13 protein-coding genes are annotated in these 17,495 nt (G+C 68.6%); 6 read left to right on the top strand and 7 right to left on the bottom strand.

The annotated features are described in order from the left end of the window. Positions 1-165: 165 nt before the first annotated feature. From ACZ6MA_RS25925 to ACZ6MA_RS25905, 5 genes are all read left to right on the top strand, one after another. Positions 166-4,140: a hypothetical protein gene (locus tag ACZ6MA_RS25925; RefSeq protein WP_469436360.1), complete on the top strand. Its 3,975-nt coding sequence runs from the start codon at positions 166-168 to the stop codon at positions 4,138-4,140. Beyond that, positions 4,137-4,361, top strand: a complete 225-nt coding sequence (locus tag ACZ6MA_RS25920; RefSeq protein ID WP_469436359.1) for a hypothetical protein — start codon at positions 4,137-4,139, stop codon at positions 4,359-4,361. The genes ACZ6MA_RS25925 and ACZ6MA_RS25920 overlap by 4 nt, the downstream gene beginning before the upstream one ends. 220 nt (positions 4,362-4,581) lie before the next feature. After that, a complete protein-coding gene (locus ACZ6MA_RS25915) occupies positions 4,582-4,803 on the top strand; it encodes a hypothetical protein (RefSeq protein ID WP_469436358.1) in 222 nt (73 codons plus the stop codon). A gap of 556 nt (positions 4,804-5,359) precedes the next feature. Then, positions 5,360-6,358, top strand: a complete 999-nt coding sequence (locus ACZ6MA_RS25910; protein WP_469436356.1) for a Mu transposase C-terminal domain-containing protein — start codon at positions 5,360-5,362, stop codon at positions 6,356-6,358. Positions 6,359-6,618: 260 nt separating this feature from the next. Continuing rightward, complete coding sequence (locus tag ACZ6MA_RS25905; protein WP_469436355.1) at positions 6,619-7,230, top strand: hypothetical protein; 612 nt, start codon at positions 6,619-6,621, stop codon at positions 7,228-7,230. 259 nt (positions 7,231-7,489) lie between these two features. Here ACZ6MA_RS25905 and ACZ6MA_RS25900 read toward each other — a convergent pair whose 3' ends face one another. Together ACZ6MA_RS25900 and ACZ6MA_RS25895 are read right to left on the bottom strand one after the other, a co-directional pair. Continuing rightward, positions 7,490-7,732, bottom strand: a complete 243-nt coding sequence (locus ACZ6MA_RS25900; protein ID WP_469436353.1) for a hypothetical protein — start codon at positions 7,730-7,732, stop codon at positions 7,490-7,492. Between the two features lie 54 nt (positions 7,733-7,786). Further along, complete coding sequence (locus ACZ6MA_RS25895; protein ID WP_469436352.1) at positions 7,787-8,446, bottom strand: hypothetical protein; 660 nt, start codon at positions 8,444-8,446, stop codon at positions 7,787-7,789. Positions 8,447-8,709: 263 nt separating this feature from the next. Between ACZ6MA_RS25895 and ACZ6MA_RS25890 the strand changes: the two genes are divergently transcribed. Then, positions 8,710-9,132: a hypothetical protein gene (locus tag ACZ6MA_RS25890; protein WP_469436351.1), complete on the top strand. Its 423-nt coding sequence runs from the start codon at positions 8,710-8,712 to the stop codon at positions 9,130-9,132. Positions 9,133-9,343: 211 nt separating this feature from the next. Here the strand turns inward: ACZ6MA_RS25890 and ACZ6MA_RS25885 are convergent, their stop codons facing one another. The 5 genes from ACZ6MA_RS25885 to ACZ6MA_RS25865 all read right to left on the bottom strand — a co-directional run bounded on the left by ACZ6MA_RS25885 (position 9,344) and on the right by ACZ6MA_RS25865 (position 16,982). Continuing rightward, positions 9,344-9,505 carry a hypothetical protein gene (locus ACZ6MA_RS25885; protein WP_469436349.1) on the bottom strand — a complete coding sequence of 54 codons (162 nt, stop codon included), beginning with the start codon at positions 9,503-9,505 and terminating at the stop codon, positions 9,344-9,346. Positions 9,506-9,907: 402 nt separating this feature from the next. After that, positions 9,908-11,629 carry a UvrD-helicase domain-containing protein gene (locus ACZ6MA_RS25880; RefSeq protein WP_469436347.1) on the bottom strand — a complete coding sequence of 574 codons (1,722 nt, stop codon included), beginning with the start codon at positions 11,627-11,629 and terminating at the stop codon, positions 9,908-9,910. A gap of 23 nt (positions 11,630-11,652) precedes the next feature. Continuing rightward, the gene (locus ACZ6MA_RS25875) at positions 11,653-13,527 is read right to left on the bottom strand and encodes an ATP-dependent nuclease (RefSeq protein WP_469436345.1); all 1,875 of its coding nucleotides are present in this window, start codon (positions 13,525-13,527) and stop codon (positions 11,653-11,655) included. A 121-nt stretch (positions 13,528-13,648) separates the two neighbouring features. Continuing rightward, a complete protein-coding gene (locus ACZ6MA_RS25870) occupies positions 13,649-16,318 on the bottom strand; it encodes a helicase associated domain-containing protein (RefSeq protein ID WP_469436343.1) in 2,670 nt (889 codons plus the stop codon). A gap of 37 nt (positions 16,319-16,355) precedes the next feature. Beyond that, positions 16,356-16,982, bottom strand: a complete 627-nt coding sequence (locus ACZ6MA_RS25865) for a hypothetical protein (protein WP_469436342.1) — start codon at positions 16,980-16,982, stop codon at positions 16,356-16,358. Between the last annotated feature and the right edge of the window lie 513 nt (positions 16,983-17,495).

Here is a 17,495-nt window from a genome sequence, read left to right as displayed (position 1 = left end):
TATTTCCTTTCCTTCAATTACCCTGCCCTGTTCATGTCAGAACAGGGGGTATTTGTCATTTTCTTTTTCTGGGGGTTTCGTATGCATCGATTGCGGCCGAAAACTGGAAGACCGCACGGTGGCTTAACCGAAATAGCGAGAACGGTAGCCTGCGCAGCGGTCGCCATGGCCCTGCTGGGTGGTACGGCTGGAGCAGCCGCTGCGACATCCACCCAGGCGGCCACGGCCGCCCAGATGCCATCCGCTCTGAACCACCTGCCTGCAGCGCCGCCGAAGCCGGCACCGATGGGCGTTCCGCGCTCGGAGCTGGACAAGCTCAGCGCGGAGCGGGACCGGCAGTTGGTCGAGGACTTCGCAGAGTTCGACGAGGAGGACGAGGTCCGCGAGGCCGCCAAGGCGGCTCTGGCAAGCAAGGATCCCAACGCGGTTCGGGAGTTCCTGGAACGGGGTGAGGCGGAGGCCCGCCGGAAGGCCACAGAGAAAAGGGCGGGCACCGATACCAAGAATCGCGAGCAGATCGAGGCGATGCGCGGTACCGGCGGCGCCTACTTCAAGGCGGAAGTCGACCGTGTCCTGAAGGGGACGGCTAGGGATCGGGCCGACTTCCTGGCGTTCGGCGCTGAAATCGCCCGGCAGCGGGACAAAAAGACCGAGCAGAACACCCAGAAGCTTGCGGAGGAGAACCGCAGACGGGTGGAGATGCTGCTCGGCGCCGGTGGCCCGGAGGTGAAGAAGGCCGCCCAGGCCGCGCTGGCCACCAACGACGACGCCAAGATCGCGGAGTTCCTCGAAAAGGGCTACCTGATCGCCGCGAAACAGGACGCGGACAACCGGGCGGCCCACGAGAAGGCCCAGAAGGAGGCCCTGGAGGCCGCGGAAAAGCTGCGGAAGCTGGCCGAGCAGACCGCCCGAGCAGCCGAGGCTCGCACCCATTTGATCGCTGCTCACGGGGACGCCGTCAAGGCGCTCAAGAATGCCTCCAACGCGATGAGCTCGGCAGCCGCGCAGTCGCGTCAGGCCGACCGGATGCTGGCCGCAGACCGGGCCGGCAAGCGGGTCTCCGACTACGACCAAGTCAAAACTGAGGTTGCCCGTCAGGTCAAAAATGCGGACCAGGCCGCCAAGCAGGCCCAGGTCGCGTCCCTTCTGGCCAAGGCGCAAGCCGATGTGCTGGTGGAGACCGGCCTGACCTACGGCACCCAGTGGGCTGAGGTTGCCTTGGGTATCGCCTCGGCGGCGGACGCGGCGGTCAAGGCAGCCGGGACCGCCCAGCATGCCGTGGACGCCACCGAGGCTGACGCCAAGGGGCTGAATGCCCAGAACCAGGCCGAGTTGCATGAGCAGCAGGCCAGTAAGTGGCGAGCCAACGCCGAAGAGCATGCCAAGGCTGGAGCCAAGCTGGCCGAGGCCGCTGGCAAGCAGGCGAAGATCGCCGCAGAGGCGGCCGCCAGGACGAAGCAGGCCCGCGCCGACGCGGAGAAGGCCGAGCAGTCCGCGTGGGAGCATGCGAAGAAGACCCGCGAGGCCCGGGTGGAGGCCCAGCGACAGGCGAAGATCGCGGCTGAACAGCGCAAGGTGGCCGAACACGAGCGGACTCTGACCGCTGAGGCGCGGGAGAGGGCCGAGAGCGAGCAGGCCACGGCTGCGGCTGCACGGGGGCGGGCGCAGAGCGAAGCGCGAACGGCGTCAGAGAAGCGGGCGGAGGCCTACGAGGCCGCGGCCGCCGCGGCCAAGGCACGTGAGTACGCCGCCGATCAGGAAGGTAAGGCGGCCAAGGGGGCCGAGCGGGCCCGTAGTGAGGAAGCCAGCGCCCGCGACGCCCGGAACAAGGCGTTCGAGGCCGAACGTCAGCGCAACGCTGAGGAAGCCCAGGCGCAGGCCGCTGAGGCACTGGAGGCAGCGCTTCGCGGTACCTCGGAGGCTGCGGAGGCGCATGCGCACGCGGTCGCGGCGCGGGCTGACGCCAGAACAGCCGCTACTGCGGCCGGTGAGGCCCGTAGCGCTGCCGACGCCGCCAGCGGTGCAGCGACGAGGGCCCGTTCTGCGGCCATCGAGTCCGCAGGAGCCGCTGCCCGTGCCCGGGCAGCGGCGGCGGAAGCCACCGCGCACGCCGCGCGTGCCAACGCGGCGGCGTCCAAGGCCGAGTCAGCGGCCGCTGGCGCCAACGCGGCAGCGAACAAGGCCCAGGCCGAGGCAACTGCCACCCGCGCCGCGGCGCAGCGGGCGAACGCCAAGTCCATGGAGGCCACCGCTCAGGAGGCCCGTGCCGGCATGGCCGCGCACGAGGCCGCGCGTCTGGCCGGGCTGGCCGCGATCGAGGCCAGCGGAGCCCTGCAGGCGGCCAACCGCACCAGAGACGAAGCAGGCGGCGCCGTACGAGAGGCCGCGATGGCCAGGGTCCAGTCCGCGATCGCGGTGCAGGCATCCACGGCCGCCCGGGCCACTGCTGCCGGTATCGCTGATCCTGCCAACACCGCAATCGCCCTGACGGCGCCCTTCTCCGGTGCAGATGTCGACGCCGACTTCGCCGCCACGGTGGCCAGCGCCGCCCTGGAGATAGGGCAGGAGCAAGTTGCCTCGGCCGAGGCCAAGGCGACCGAAGCGCTCAAGGCTGCCAAATCCGCCGAGGAGACCGCCAAGCGCGCTAACGCCCAGGTGGCACCCGCGTTCAAATCTGCCGCCGAGGCGGCGCAGTCCACGGTCCGCGCGGCACGTTCCACAGCTGCTGCGATGAAGTCCGCCGCCCAAGCCGCCGAGGATGGGGCCGCAGCAAGGACTGCCGCAGGGCGGGCTGGTCAGGCCGATGCTCAGGCACAGGCCGATACCGTACTTGCCCGCCAAAGTGCCAACGACGCCTACGCGGACGCGGCAGCGGCACGCCAGGCCGCTACACAGGCTGAGTCGGAAGCCGAACGGGCCCGCGAGGCAGCCGCCGACGCCGACAACCAGGCCGCAGCCGCCACCAGCGCCGCCCACCTGGCCGAGAGCGAAGCCACCACTGCCCAGGGCGCAGCAACCCAGGCCACGCAGGACGCCACAGACGCCGGCAAACTCGCCGACTCTGCCGAAACCCACGCCAAGTCTGCAGAAGACGCAGCAAAGAACGCAGGCCAGTATGCCAAGGAAGCCGACGAGGCAGCCAAGAAGGCCGAGGAATACCAGCGCGAGCTGGAACGCCAGGCCCGCGCAGAAGCCGCAAAAAACGACGGTAAAGACAGCAGCCCCAAGCCGACCAGCGAAGAGGAAAAGGCCCTCGAAGAGCTCGGAATCTCGCCCGAGGAATACGAAAACGACCGCAAGATTGCCGACAAGAAGTTCATCGACCTCCTCGTCGACATCGGCAGCGACACCCTCCTTGAGTTTATCCCGATCGAGGAGATCAAGAAGTGCTTCGAGCAGGGCGATGTCGTCAGCTGTGCCATGGCGCTGATTAAGTCAATCCCCGCCAGCAAGGCGTATCAGGTCTTCAAAAAAGCCCCCGAACTCTATAAGGCCGCTAAGCGACTTATTGGGATCAATAAAGCCCTCGAAAAATCCGCTGAAGCGAAGAAGCGGGTCAAAAAGGTTGAAGAAGTCCTGGAGAAGATTCGGAAGAACCTTCCTGGTTGTGACCTACCCAGGAGGGGGAAAACCGGTCCGGCCAATCCCAAACGTGCCAGCTTCGTGCTGGCGGACGGCGGCACCCAACGGAAGGTGAAGGATGTTCGGGTCGGGCAGCTGGCTCCTGACGCTGGTAACATCCAGACCCAGGCGGTATATGGCCTGACCGCCAGTGCAGCGGATGACTGCGACGGCGGCACCGTTCGAAATGACATAATCTCCGAAACGAAGTCGACAGCCGAAAGCAACGTTGACATCGTGGCCCACAAGCGAAAGTCGAGCCTCATCAGTCAGTACACGATCACCATGAAGGACGCGATGGAAACTGGACGCGAGTTCCTTGGTGAGGGTGCGCGAGACGTGGCCAACGGCAGAGGAATCTTCCGGAGCGCTGATGGGCGCCTCGGGTTCCGTATTGATCCCGCATCACTTGCCGGAGCTCACTGGCCGAACGTGCCGCACGTGCACTTCGAAATCTTTGACGAAGCTGGGAAGCCATTGGCCAATAATCACGTCCCGCTCTTGCCGAGTCGCAAATGACGGAAATCAAGCTGGAGATATACGGGCGCATTCTGTCTGGGTTTTATGAAGGTTACTTCGTGAAGCTCCAGGATGATTCCAACATCACGGGCGGATACTATATCTTTCTCGTCGACGATCTGTCCGCGCCGACAGACGGGGGTGATTACTGGGTGGAGAGCATAGCGGCACTCGAATCATTCGTAGAGTCATCCCAGTGGGAGATCGAGTGGGTCGAGTGAGCCCCACGGAGTGATCCGGCTATATCACTCCGCGACAGCGTCGAGGGACGCCTGACATGGGCGCCTCCTTGCAGGTCTTCGACTGCGCACTCTCCGGACCCGGGGAGTGCGCAGTCGTCCGTCGGGCAGGTGCCCGACCGAAGGGTTCACACAGGGTGAGGCGCAGAGGTTCGGCCCAGTGGTGTGGTCCATGTGGCCGGTCGGCGTGAGGTCCTTGCTGGTGTCGGTGATGCCTTGCGTGATGGCGGCCTTCCACCCTCTGTGGGAGGACGTGACCGAGGACGATGTCGCGTGGGTGGACGAGCATGTGGGGCACGACAATTTCCGGACCTGGGCGAAGCTGACCTCGCACCTGACCGCCGAGACCTATGGCAAGAGCCGGGCTGTGGTGGACCGCCGGATGCTGGAGCGGGTCTGCTCGCGGCTCATGGGGCCGCTTTGACCGGCGCGGCCGGGCCGGGAGAGGGTGCTTCCCGTTCCGGCATGCACGGGGAGGGCCGGGGCGTGCGGGGAGGCCTGCCTCCTTCCTCCCTGTCGGTGCTGCGCGGCCTGCCGTGCGCAGGCTGCTCGCCCTGCGGCAGGAGCAGAAACTGACGACACGACATGTGCAGCTGATGGCCGAGTCGTTGGAGGTGACCGAGCGCACGGTGTGGTGGTGGCTGGCCGCAGCCGAGCGTGATGAATCAGCGGCTGAGGAGCCTGGGGCGTGGGCCCAGAGCCGGGACCGATTTACTGTCACCCCGGAAGTACGCAGCCTGCTCGCATTGTGGAGGGCAACGTCGCGGCGGTGCATCGTGAGCTGACGGCCCCGGGCTGCCCGGCAGTCTCCGCCCGCGGTTCCGCCGCCGTCGCTGCCCACCTTGCACCGGGCGATCCAGCGGGATCTGACGCCGGGGGAGCGGGCGGGGCTCGCGGGAGGAGAGCGCGCGGCGCGTAAGCATGATGTGTTCCTGGCCCGGCCGCGGGGCTGGTGTAACCAGGTGTGGGAGACCGACCACATGCAGGCCCCGGTTCTGGTCGAGGTCGACGGCCATGCCCGCAGGCCGTGGATCACCTGGTTCACGGCCTGTGCCACCAACGCGATCACCGGCGTTGCCGTCACGCCCGGGCATCCGTCGCGGGAGTCGGTGCTGGCCGCGCTGCGCTCCGCGGTCTTGCGTGAAGACCCCTACGGCCCGTTCGGCGGTCTGCCGGAGAAGGTGCGGGTGGACCGTGGCAAGGATTTCCTGTCCAGGACGGTAACCGCCGCGTTCGATCTCCTGGACGTCACCGTGGAGGGCCTGCCCACCTACACCCCCCATCTCAAGGACACGGTGGAGGGCCTGAACCGGGCGGTGGAGCCGATGTTGCTGGCCGCGCTTCCCGGCTACGCCCGACAGCCTCGTCCCGGCAAACGGGCTGCCCGTCCGAAGGACGAGGTGCTGCTCAGTTTTGAGGACTTCACCGCTCGGCTGCTGGATTGGACGCTGTGGTGGAACACCGAGCACCGTCCCGCGCCGGTGCAGGGAAAAACCCTGCTTCAGGCGTGGCAGGACGATCCCACCCCGCTGCGGGACGTGGCCGCGGCGGATCTGTGGACGTTCACCCTGGAGGACGCTGGCACCCGCACGCTGACCACCCGGGGTGTCCGCAAACGCGACTACGTGGGTGCCTGGATGACCGGTCAGGCTGGGAGCCAGGTCAGGGTCCGCTTCATGCCCCACCATGACCACCGCATCGAGGTCTACCACGCCGCCACCGGCCGCTACCTCGGTCCCGCGGACCTGGCCGACCAGGCAACCGAGGAACAGATCAGCGCCGTACGGCGGGCACGGTCCGCCCGCGCCCGCCGTCTGAAGAAGGACCTCGAAGCTTCCCAGCGCGAGCGCTACGCCGCCACCATCCGGGCCGAGCCCCCTCGGCGGCTCGGTGCGCTGACCGGTGCGCAGGCCCACGCCGAACTTGCCCAGAGTTCCGGCGTCAGCTGCCACCTCTACTACTCCGGCGACGTGCCCTGACGTCCTCGGTGTCGCTGCCTACGGCCTGCCCTCGGCCAGCTGACCCGGCGGGTGTTCTCGATCCACAGCAGTCGATTCGACTCCGGCCTGCCACCCGGGACACCCTCGCACCGTTCTTGGCCGCGGCTCGGCGGAGCTTTCTGTCTCTTTGGCGATTTCGGTGGTACGGCTCCTCCTGGCTGCGGCATCGTCGGTCCTGGCGCGAGGTGATCCGTTTCAGGAAGAGCTGGGGAACGGGCGGAACGATTAGAGGGGTGGCTATGGGTACGGCTGAGCGGGAGACGTGGACGACGGGTGAGTTCGGGCCCTCACACGAGGGGGCGGTCGGCGTGCTCTTGGCCGACGGCACGGTCCCACCGCCGGTGTTCTTCGGGATGGACTCCGGTGGGGGCGGCCAGTCGGTGTCGCAGTGGAGTGTCTATGACGGCCGTGGTGGGTACGGGCCCCGTGCAGCTGCCCTGCGCGCTGTGTGCTCCTGTGGTTGGACCGGCCCCGAGCGCCCGCTGGACTGGGACGACATCGGTGACCGAATGCTGGCCCAGGCCGCCGGAGACACGGCAGACACCTGCACACAGGACTGGGACACGCATATCGGGGAGGTGGAGCAGTCGGTCATCCCTTTACCGGAAACGGTCACTTCTCTGCTGGACCAGTTACAGGAAGAAATTGAGAAGTTGGCGAAAAGCTCGCCCTTGGCGGCCTTGCGTGCTGCCCGCCAGATGGAGATGACCGCTGTGGACGTCGCGTACTGGCCGGCCCGTGACGCCCGGAAGGACGCGCCCCCTGAACTGGCCGCCGTCGCCCTCGGATTGAACGAGGACGCCGCACGGGCGCTGATGGCGCGCTACGGCCGCTGGAGCCCTTACCAGTAAGTCAGGTCCTCTTGGCTCAACGCCAGACGTCAGGGGAAGACCTGACTTTGCCGCAGACGCGCCACGGACCCCCGGAGGGAGGGGCCCTGTCGTCGCCGGGGCCTGGTTCCACGCAACAGCTGTGCGTTGCATAAATCGCGCCCCATGGGCGCCGTGCGGTGTCACGGGGTGGGGAGGACCGGCACCTGGTGCCGGCCCTCGGCCCATCGGGACTTCTCAGCAGTTTCGTAGCAGGAAGCGGCAGGACTTGAAGCGGGTTCTATTCAGGCGGGCTGCTGTGGCTGTGGGGCGGCTCTTCGTCCATCATGAGGTGCAGGGCGCGCCACAAAGTCTGTAGGCGGTTGCGGAGGTTGCGCTGCCGCTGCGCGGCCCGCTGCAGGCGGGGGCGTATGCCTTTCGCGTACCAGGAGACTGCTGGCGGCAGAGTTGCGGTGATGTACACGCCGACGCATCCTGCCCAAGCAGGATGCTCTTTGATCAGTTGTTCCAGCACGCTGGTCATTGCGTATTCCTCGGGGTTGAGGGGGCGGCCGCTGCCCCCTCCCCGGGAGGAGGGTTACGCAGCCGTGGGCACCAGGGGCTGGGCCCCAGGCCGAGAAGCACGCGGGATGATGGGCGTGGCTAGGCGCACTACTCCGCACGGCGACGTGTCGTGGATGGGTACTGCGTCGAGGAACTCGTAGTGCATCAGATTGCCGGGGACATCGAGGTAGCGACGCAGGTCCTGCATCCGGTGCTGGAGCGCCGCGTGTTCTTTCTGCAGGGCCGTGATGCGCTCCGTGCCCTGCGTGGCTGCCTGGTCTCCTGCGTGAAGGCTGGCGGCAGGAGCAAGAGACGTAGTGATCTGCGGGACGCCGTTGTCCTCCTCGGCCTTAGCCAGGAGAGTCCGCTCCGATACCGACGGTCCGACCGGGAAGTTGAGGGTGTCGAGCTCATGCTGGATTGCGATGGCAGCTCGGTCTGCTCGGAGCAACTCGGCCAAGGCGTTCACGCCGAAGCCGAAACTGCCGCAGGCGCGGTCACGGAACGGAGCCGGGGATCCGTCCAGGCCGACCACCAGGGCTTCGACGGCCGCGGCGACAGTCTCCGGGGTGTAGTGCGCTGCTGAGGACCGCGCAGGAATCGGCTGGAACGCTGGCCTGCTCAGGCGAGCGACAGCCCAATGAGACGGTCCGCGGTCGGCGATCGCAGTCTCCTTGGGCGTCCTGAAAGGCATGAAGGCAGCGTACGAGGAACAGCAAGGGCGCCGGGACAGAATCCAGAGATCTCGAGCAGGTTGGCGTTCCTCAGCCGCAGTGTTGCCCTGCCCGCTGCGGTGGTCCAGAGCATGCCCAGGGTATCGAGGCGGATGATGTGCGGCTGCTGCTGCTGGGACCGGACACGGACCGGCCTGGGCTTGTCGACGGCATGGGGCCGTTCGACTGGGTAAGGATCCGCGCGCGGCGGCCGGGGCGGGGCGGGTGAGGCGGCGGACCGATCATGGTCCATGACGGCGCGGCGACCGGCCTCAAGTTCGGCGGGCTGGTGCGCCGGCTCGAAGCGGACTTCGGTGCCTTGTGCGAGTCCGAGCGGGACACCCAGGACTCCAGCGAGTACGGGCGCGTCCACGTGCCTGCGGACGCGACGGTCTGCGGGACCCGGATCGTGGTCTGCGTGAGCAAGTTCGGCTTCCTCGCCGAGGTCTGCGCCGACAATCCGGGGGCCTATTTCGGCACGGACGACGCCCGGGAGGAGGGAGCGCTGGACCCCGCCGACCTCGCCATCGTGGAAGGGGCCCTGGCCGAACTCGGCTACGTGAGCGTCCCCGAGGAACTCCTGGAGAGCGACTACGAGGGCCCCAGCGCGCTGGAGCGCTTCGCGGCGCGGCCCACCTGGTGGACACGGTTCTTCGGCCTCTGGTGACCCACCCGCCCGACCTCCACCCTCAGCCGGCCTCTGCACGTCGGCTGGGGCCCAGGGACGGACCCTCGGCAAGATCTGAAGGGGGATGGCCCCCGGCTTGACGGCTGAACTGCATGAGGTGTCTTTCCACGCGATAGCCGAGGGGAGAGGTGTCGCTCCGCATCCAGGGGCCGGGTGGGCAGACCGGAGCTGCCTGGGCGTGGGTGAGCGGTCAGCTCCAGGTGACGGAGTGGAGGTGGGGCACGGGTTCGGCAGCGGCCGATTCGGCGGCCAACTGCAGGTGGGTGGCCAGCCGCACCGGCGTGTGCGGATCGGCCCCGGCCGTGGACTTCGGGTCGAGGAAGGGCGCCAGGAGCATCACGGCCCTGCTCATGTCCTGGCATGCGTCGCCCAGGCTTGCCGCGGGGCCCGGCGGTGGGGCGGCCGGTGACCCCGAGTTCGTCCGCTGCGCTTGCCAGCGCCTTGTACGCCTCGTGGAAGCGTGCCGTCCGGTCCTGTGGCAGGCCGATCCGTAGACGCGCGAGGGCGTAAACGAGCAGGACGTGGTCGCGGGCCTGCCCGATCAGCTCGCGAGTCTCGCCGAGCCCGTCGCCCGCCTCGGCGTGCGCCCTGTCGCCTGCCCGGCTCACCGAACCCGCAGCGAAGAGGGTTGCACCGGCAGGTGGCTGAACCGTTGGCTGGACCATCGCCCCCAGCGGGGGGACCGAAGGCGGACGCTGTCCGCCTCGGGCCTGCTTTCCCAGGCCCCAGACCTTTGGCTCAGGTGGAAGAGTGGTCAGACGAGGCGGACTGGAACCCGACGTTCTGCCAGCAGGTGCGCTAGCGCGTCGGTCTCTTCCTCAGGCAGGGCGATGGCGGCCAGGCGGCGGGCGCGGGTGACGGCGACGTACCAGATGCGCAGCACTTCGTCGGTGGCCGAGTCCGAGGTGGCCCAGCGCTGGACGCTTCCGCGTTCGGGCAGCAGCAGCAGGACCCCGTCGGCTTCGTCGCCCTTGAGCTGGTGGACGATGTTGGTTCGGATGCCGGTGGCATGCTGGGGGCGGGGCAGGGTGGGTTTTCCTGCCGGGCGGCCCTTGCCGCCCTGCGGAGCGGCCCCAGGCAGAGAGGGCCAGGCCTTCAAGGCCTGCCATACCTGCGGACCCCATTCCTTGTGGGGCGGGGGCAGGCTGTGTAGGAACGCGAAGGCCGTGCGGTTGACCTGGCTGGCCGACAGGCGGTGGGCAGCCATGATGCGGTCGGGGCCGCCGGTTTCGCCTGGATACCAGTAGCCGAACAGGACCCGCACGGCAATCGCACAGGCCCGGGTGAGCTCGTCGCTGGAGGCACCCAAGGTGTAGGCGACGGTGCGGGCCCAGGCCAGGCTGGTGATGGCCTTGGTGTACGGCTTTTCCCGGGTGATGCCTGGCAGGGTGGCGTACTTGTAGGCGGTTACTAGGCAGTCCTGGGCCTCGATGGCGTACTCCTGGGCGAGTGCGCGGAAGGCGTCGACGATGCCGTCACCGGTCGGGGCGTGCAGGTGGCGGCTGCCGGAGGCTGCGAACTGGGTGGGCAGCAGCAGGACAGGGATGTCGTCGTCGCGCACGACGGACGTGTCCGGCGGGCGCTGCCCCGCGCGCAGGGTGGCCGCCAGACGGCAGATGACGGGGGAGCTGCGCCAGTTGCCAGTCAGTCGGTGAGGGGTGGGGGACAGGCGGGCCGCGAAGGCACCCAGTGCCTGCGGTTCGGCGCCACGCCAGGCGTAGATAGCCTGGTCCGGGTCGCCGACGAGGATCAGCGGCAGGCCAGCGTCGTGCAACAGTTGGAGTATTGCCAGGTCTGCGGCGGAGCAGTCCTGTGCCTCATCGACGACGACTTCCGAAAACCGGGAGCGCAGCGGGGCCAGCAGCCCGGCGGAGGCCTCGGCGTTGCGCAGGTTCCACAGGGCCAGAACCCGCACCTCGTGCCCGGTGAAGTAGCCCTGCTCGCACCACGACTTGCGGGTGGCGAAGACCTTTTCCTCCCATGCCGGTCGGTTGTAGGAGCTGGCCTCGATGGCCTGCCGGGTGTCGTAGTCGAGTTTGTCCCAGACCACCACCTCGCTCGCCGAAACCTGCGAGGGGTCCAGGGACATGGGGAAGCGGTGTAGGGAGATCTCCCGGTCCACGCCCTCCACTGGGGCCTTGATGCTCGCCCACGACTCCAGCAGGCGGGGTACAGGATCGGCTGCCCGCCGAGGCTTGACCAGGAACTCCCACAAGAACGAGTCGAGCGTGCCGATGAAGTGCGGTGCCTGGATCAGGTCGGCGCGGCCCGCTTGGCGGCAGCGGCGGGCCATCTGATCCCGTGCCACCCGTGTGAATGAGATCAGGGCCCGGCCCTGGCGCAACAGCCGCCTGGGTGACTGCAGATGCCGACTGGTGATCACATGCGTCTTGCCCGCTCCCGGGCAGGCGGGCACGTAAGCGGGAGCGGTCACGGCCATCGCGGTCTCCTGCTGCGCCTCAGCGTCGGCTCGCACGGCCCTTGTCTGCCCCGGCTCGCTCATGGCGCGCTCACCCCGTTGATTTCGGGGGCGGTGATGAAGCGGATGGCGTCTGCGAGGTAGGCGGGCACGGTGAACCCCACTGTCGGATCGGCCAGCACGTCGGCGAGTTCCTGTGCAAACCGGCCCTTGGAGATCTCGGTGCCCTTCAGGATCTCCCCGTCCGCGCCGGTGACGGTCCGGCTGGTCTTCGCGATGAACGACTCCCCGAACGCCAGGGCGGGATCCGCCGCCTTAACGATCTGCTCCCAGCGTTCTTGCGAGCGTGGTGCACAGCGCAGGAACGCCGCCTCCAAGGCGGCGATGTTATCGGCCGACCACAGAGCCGGTTCCAGCGTGCGGGGCGCCGCGGCCAGATGCAGCTCGCCAGGAGACCCCCAGCGCAGGGGCAGCGCCCGCAGCGACTGCAGCCGGCGTGGTTCCGGCTGGTCGGGTGCCACATCCGTGTCGGTGATCAGCGCCACCCGCCGTCCCAGGCTCATGCCGTCCACGGGCGCCAGAAGCACCCGCAGATAGACCTCGAACCCGACGCCATCCACGATCACCCGGGTGGTCCCGAAGAACCGTTCCAGCGCCTCGGACGCCTCCCGGGCCGCCGGGGCGCTGGCACCCGCACCGGCGGCAAGAACACGTTCAGCCAGGGCAGGCAGCACAAGCAGCTCGGAGATGCCCTCCACCAGGATCGCCCGTGAGCCGAACAGCAGGGCACTCTTGGTGGCATCCAGGTAGCGGTCCAGGTGCCGCACTCGGTCCGGGCTCAGACGCAGCCGGGGAATGGGCAAAGGCCGTGCTTGCCAGCCATTAGACAGTCCAGCCGGGCACCGGGCCATGACCACCAGATTCTCCACGCCGGCCGCGGCCGACAGGATCGGAGAGTGAGTGGTGACCACCACCTGCAGATGCCCGGCCGGCTGGGACGGGTCACCGGCTGGCTGACGGCGCGAGGCCCGCGCCCGCTGCCGCAGGTAGCGCAGCAGCAGCGTCTGCAACTGCGGATGCAGGTGTGCCTCGGGCTCCTCGACCAGCAGCACGGTCAGGTCAGCCTCCGCCGCCGCGTCCAGTTCTGCTATCACCGTGGCGATGAACAGCGCGTTGGCGTAGCCCAGCCCCGAAGCCGACAGCCGAAACGGCTGGCTGGCGGCATCACCCAACAGCACCCGCAGCGACCGGGCGATCGACGCGAAGGTTGGCTCGGCCAGGGCCAGTTCACTCATCTGTGGATGCGCACCCACGGTCAGGTCCCGCAGAGGCTCGTTGATCTTTTCGCTGACCCTGGCCACGTCGGGGTCAGCGGCCACCTTCTTCAGCTCGGTGCCGATCCGTTCCACGAAGGCATCGACCTGCTCGTCGTCCCCCAGCAGCCCGCGCAGGATCATCCGCACCCGGTCCCCACCCGCCGAGGCCAGCTCCCGCTCCGCGTCGCGCAGCGCAGGCAGGTAGACATGTCGCACGCCGCGGCGCACGGGAGGCTCGCCCGTGACGGGTAGGCCCGCGCCCTGCGCCCAGACGGCGCTCCCGCGGCGACCGCTCGGCTGCGGCGGTGTCCAGGACACCTGCCATCGCGCGGTACGGCTATTGGGAGTTCCCTGTAGCAGCGCCTCCAGATATGCGCCACTGTGCTGCGGGCCAATGTCGGCCACGTCCAGCTGCAGGACGGGGCCGCCCAGCGCGGCCGCTGTCTGCAGGACGTCGGCTTCCTCGAAGTACCGCGTCCGGCGCCCGTCCAGGGGATCCGTGAGCAGCCGGAGTGCATCGATCACGCTCGACTTGCCCGCGTTATTCTCCCCGACCAGTACCGTCACTTCCGGCCGCAGCGGGATCTGCACCCGCTCGCACGACCGGAATCGCTCCACCAGCACATCGGCCACGTACACCGCTCGCCCCCCTTGCCTGCCACCTACAGCAACAGTGATCAGATGATGGTAGGTGTTGGATGACGTGGCCTGTCTTGCTGTTCCAGCATTCCCAGCACAGCCCTACAGGCACCCAGCAGGCCTATGTCCACTGCACGCCGAGTCGAGCGAGTGCGTCCAGCTGGTCCGCGGTGAGTTTGTGGCGTCGGGTTTTGGTGTTCGAAATCCATACGCCCAGCTTCACGATCACCGGCTCCGTCTCGTCGTCGACCGTGATCTGTTCGCTGTGGCCCCTCGGTACCGGTCGATCGCCCTCCCGTTCCACCCACTGAGCGAGGGCGGCGAGGCCGCGCTGGAACGCCTGCTGCGCCTTGTTCGGCCCCTTTGCCGTACTCGTGGTCGCCGGGGCGGGAGACGGGACGTCAGCGCCCTTGATGCCCAGCTTCGACAGCCGTTGCTGCTGTTCGGTGGACAGCTGGGCCCAGGTGCCCGGCTCTTGCTGCCGCCACCGCCACGTGCCCACGTCATCGCCCTCGAAGACGACGCCCGGGGCGATGTAGGGCAGGGCACCGTCGGTGTCGACCAGGTCCGCGAGCACCTTGTAGTGCCGCTGCCAGTCGAGTGGCCAGGGGCAGTTCCAGTCCGGGTCGATCGCCGTCAGCTGCGCCGCGCGCACGGCGGCCCGCTGCGGGTCCTTGCCCAAGCCGTTCTTCGTGCCCTTGCGGCGGAGGTTGGCCATGTGCTGCCCGATGGGCACCATCGCCTCGCCCTCGCCCCACACGGCGTCCTGACGCGGCGCGAGGTGGCCGGTGGCCCGCCGGTAGGACCGGAGCGCGGCGAGCTTGTTCTCCCACGCTTCCTCGCCGGGCTCCCAGACCATGCCGGCCTCCGGGGCGTCCAGCAGGGTCTTGCGTCGCTCCTCCAGCTCACCGGCCCGCAGCGCCTTCCGCTGCTGGTGCACCCAGCGGCCAAGCGGAAAATCCTTCGTCACGCCCACTTCGACCTCGGCGTCGTAGGGCACGGCGTAGAGGCCGGTGATCTCGTTCTCCTTCCGCCACCGGAGCAGGGCCTGGTAGCCCTCCAGCCACACCAGGGACTCAGGCCGGTACACCCGGGTGCGCAGGAAAGCGGCGATCGTGGCGGCGTCGCGCGGGCTGGAGAAGTGCAGAAGCGCCGCTTCGGCGGCGGCCTGCGTGTCGTCCTCCTGGTCCTCGCCGTCGCCCGCGCCGCCGGCCCCGACGATCTGCCCGTCCTCGTCACGCCGGACGTGCACCTTGCGCTTCCCGCTCGTGAGCGCCCGGGAAGCGAGCTGCTCGACGAGTTGTTCATCATGCGAGCGCAGGCCCTGGAGGACCGCTACAAGGGGGCGGAACGAGGCGCTGGCGACCATGTCGGTGGGGTCCTCGTTCGGCTCCAGGAACACCGGCACGATGATCCTGGCCACCTTGGTGGAGCCGTCGCGGTTGAGCCGGAGCGCCCGGCCGATGTTCTGCACGATCTCGACCTGGGAGCCGCGGGTGTCGGCGAAGCAGACGGCCTCGACTCCCCGCTCGCCGGTGATGTCGACGCCTTCCCCGAGCACGCGAACGCTGGCGAGGAATGCCCGGTGGACCCGACGCCCGGCCGCGTCGATGCCGTTGGCGAACTGGCGCAGCACCTCGCGCCGCTCGGACACGAGGTGGTCGCCGCACAGCCACGCCGACCACACCCGGTCCGGCGGGACGTGGCGGCCGGCTTCCAGCTCGTAGAACTCCGCGTCGATCGACGACGCGGGCAGCTTCTCCGCCTTCGCCAGGTCCTCGTCCGAGGCGTCGTTCATGTAGAGCTCGGTCGCCGTCTCCGGCAGCTTCTCCGCGAACGCCGCGGCCTCCTCCACCTTCTGGTGGAACGTCATGACGGTGCGCAGGTTCCAGGCGGCGGCGTGCTCCAGGAGCGCCGTCTGCAAGAGCGCCAGGCGCCGGCCCCGTCGCGCCTCCTCCGACTCCCCGAGAGCGGGGGAGGGGTCGCGGATCTCCAGCACGTCGATCTCGAATCCCGCAAGGATTTCGCGCTCGATCGCCTCGCTCAGACCGAGCTCGGCGAGCCACGCGCCGTAGGTCCCGTTCGGGTCGTCGGCCATGGTCGCGAGCTCCGCCTCCTGGCCGTCCGCGCCTTTCTGCGGCCGGGGAGCGGCGAGGATGCGCGGGGTCGCGGTCAGGTAGAGCCGGAAGTCCGCCGGGATCCGCTGGTTGTCGTGGATTGCCGCCCACGGACGGCCAAGATCACCAGCGGTTCCGTGGGCCTCATCCACGATCGCGAGGTCGAACCCGTCCATGCGCTGCCCGTAGAGCCGCTCCCCGCCCGCCAGAGCGGCTTCCAGCGGCCCGCGAACCTTCCGCTGACCCAGCGGGTCCTCCGGGTCCTCGCGGTCCACGAGAGAGGCGTACGTGGCGAACACGATGACTGGGCCGCGCTCGGCCCACAGGGCGAGCTGGATGGGGTTGGTGGTGGTCCGCACCCCCAGCGAGTTCAGCACCGCGTCGTTCTCCAGCGAGCACACCGCGACCATCGGGGCCCGGTGGCCCACCAGGCGCCACGCCTGAGCGGTCTGGGCGAGCAGGTCCAGGGTCGGCACGGTCACGAGGATCCGGCCGTCCCGGAAGCTCTCTAGCGCGCACGCGGCGGCCGTGATCGTCTTGCCCGAGCCGGTCGCTGACACGATCGTGCCCCGGGCACCCTGCGGGGGCACAGATGACCTTGCAGGGAATCCCACCCACCTACGAAACGCGGAGCGCTGGTCTACCTGGTGTTCCTTGAGCTGAATCGCTGACATTTCCTTGCCTCCCCTGAGCCTGAATTCCCGTGGTCTTTCAGATGGCCGCGTGCGGAATGCAGGCCGCACCAAGGTCGTTCCAGATCGACGCATCCGCCTTGTGCCAGCCGCCCGGCTTCCCGTCCTTGAAGGGCGGCTTGTCGTCCGGGTCGTAGTGCCCGGCATCGAGCGTGCAGACCACGACGTCCCCGTCCGCGTTCCGCGTCCGCGCGGTGCACAGACCGCCGGCCTCACCCAGCGCCTCCAACACCCGACGCCGCGCCGTGGTGTGCGGGTGGGTGCCCGGCAGCACGGCCTCCCGGACGAACCTCTCCAGCCGCACCAGGGAAGCCCGCTCACGCTCCCTCACGTCCGCAATATGTACAGCCAGCTCAGCAGCGAGGGCAGACCGACCGCCACGCCGTGACCAGTCCCGGTCCGCGCGGCCCACCAGGATCTCGCCCACAGCCGTCACGCCGCCGTCCCACCCATCCGCGATTGCCTCGCCCCGAAAGCCCGGCGCCATGCTGTACAGCGTGACTACTTCGCTCTGTGTCCCGGCGACTGCTCCCGCCTCCAGTGCCGCCACCAGGTCGTCCGCCTCACTCGCGGGCACGCCTTGTGCCTCTAGGAGCGCGAATACCTTTAAGCGGGCGTTCACGCCTGCTGTCTGGTACTGCGTCACCCGGCGCACAGGATCGCTGCTCAGAGCTGGATCAGGTCCGGTAGATTCGAGGTGACCAGTCATCTGCAGTCGTTCCTCTCAGAATCCCGGGAAGCTTCCCGAGCGGTTGGGGGTGTCCTGTATTTTCACCAACGGTACATGCTGCATCAACCTGATGCACACGGTACACTGGAACCCACACGAACGAGCGACCCCCATCCCTGGCAGCCAGCCAGGCCCGCGTCAGCGGGCCCCAACGGTTCTGGAGGCGTAGCCGGAAGGACCGTTGGGGCGGGGGAGCGCAGCGGACCCGCCGACCCCGGGCTGGAGCGAAGCGGAAGCCCAGTAGCGGGACGAAGTCCCGCCCGGTCCGGGAGCGCAGCGGACGGACCGTCACCCCGCCTGCGCAGCAGGCGGGGTGTGCGAGTGGCGCAGCCACTCGCCAGCGCTCCCGCGGAGCGGGAGCGCAACACCCCCGCGCCGCGGGGGTGTTCGCTTGCACATCGCGCAGCGATGTGGTACCCGCTCCGCGGG

This window comes from Streptomyces sp. NPDC042259 (assembly GCF_055582085.1).
Note: the sequence above shows the minus strand (reverse complement) of the source record. Positions and strands in the feature narration are given on the sequence as shown.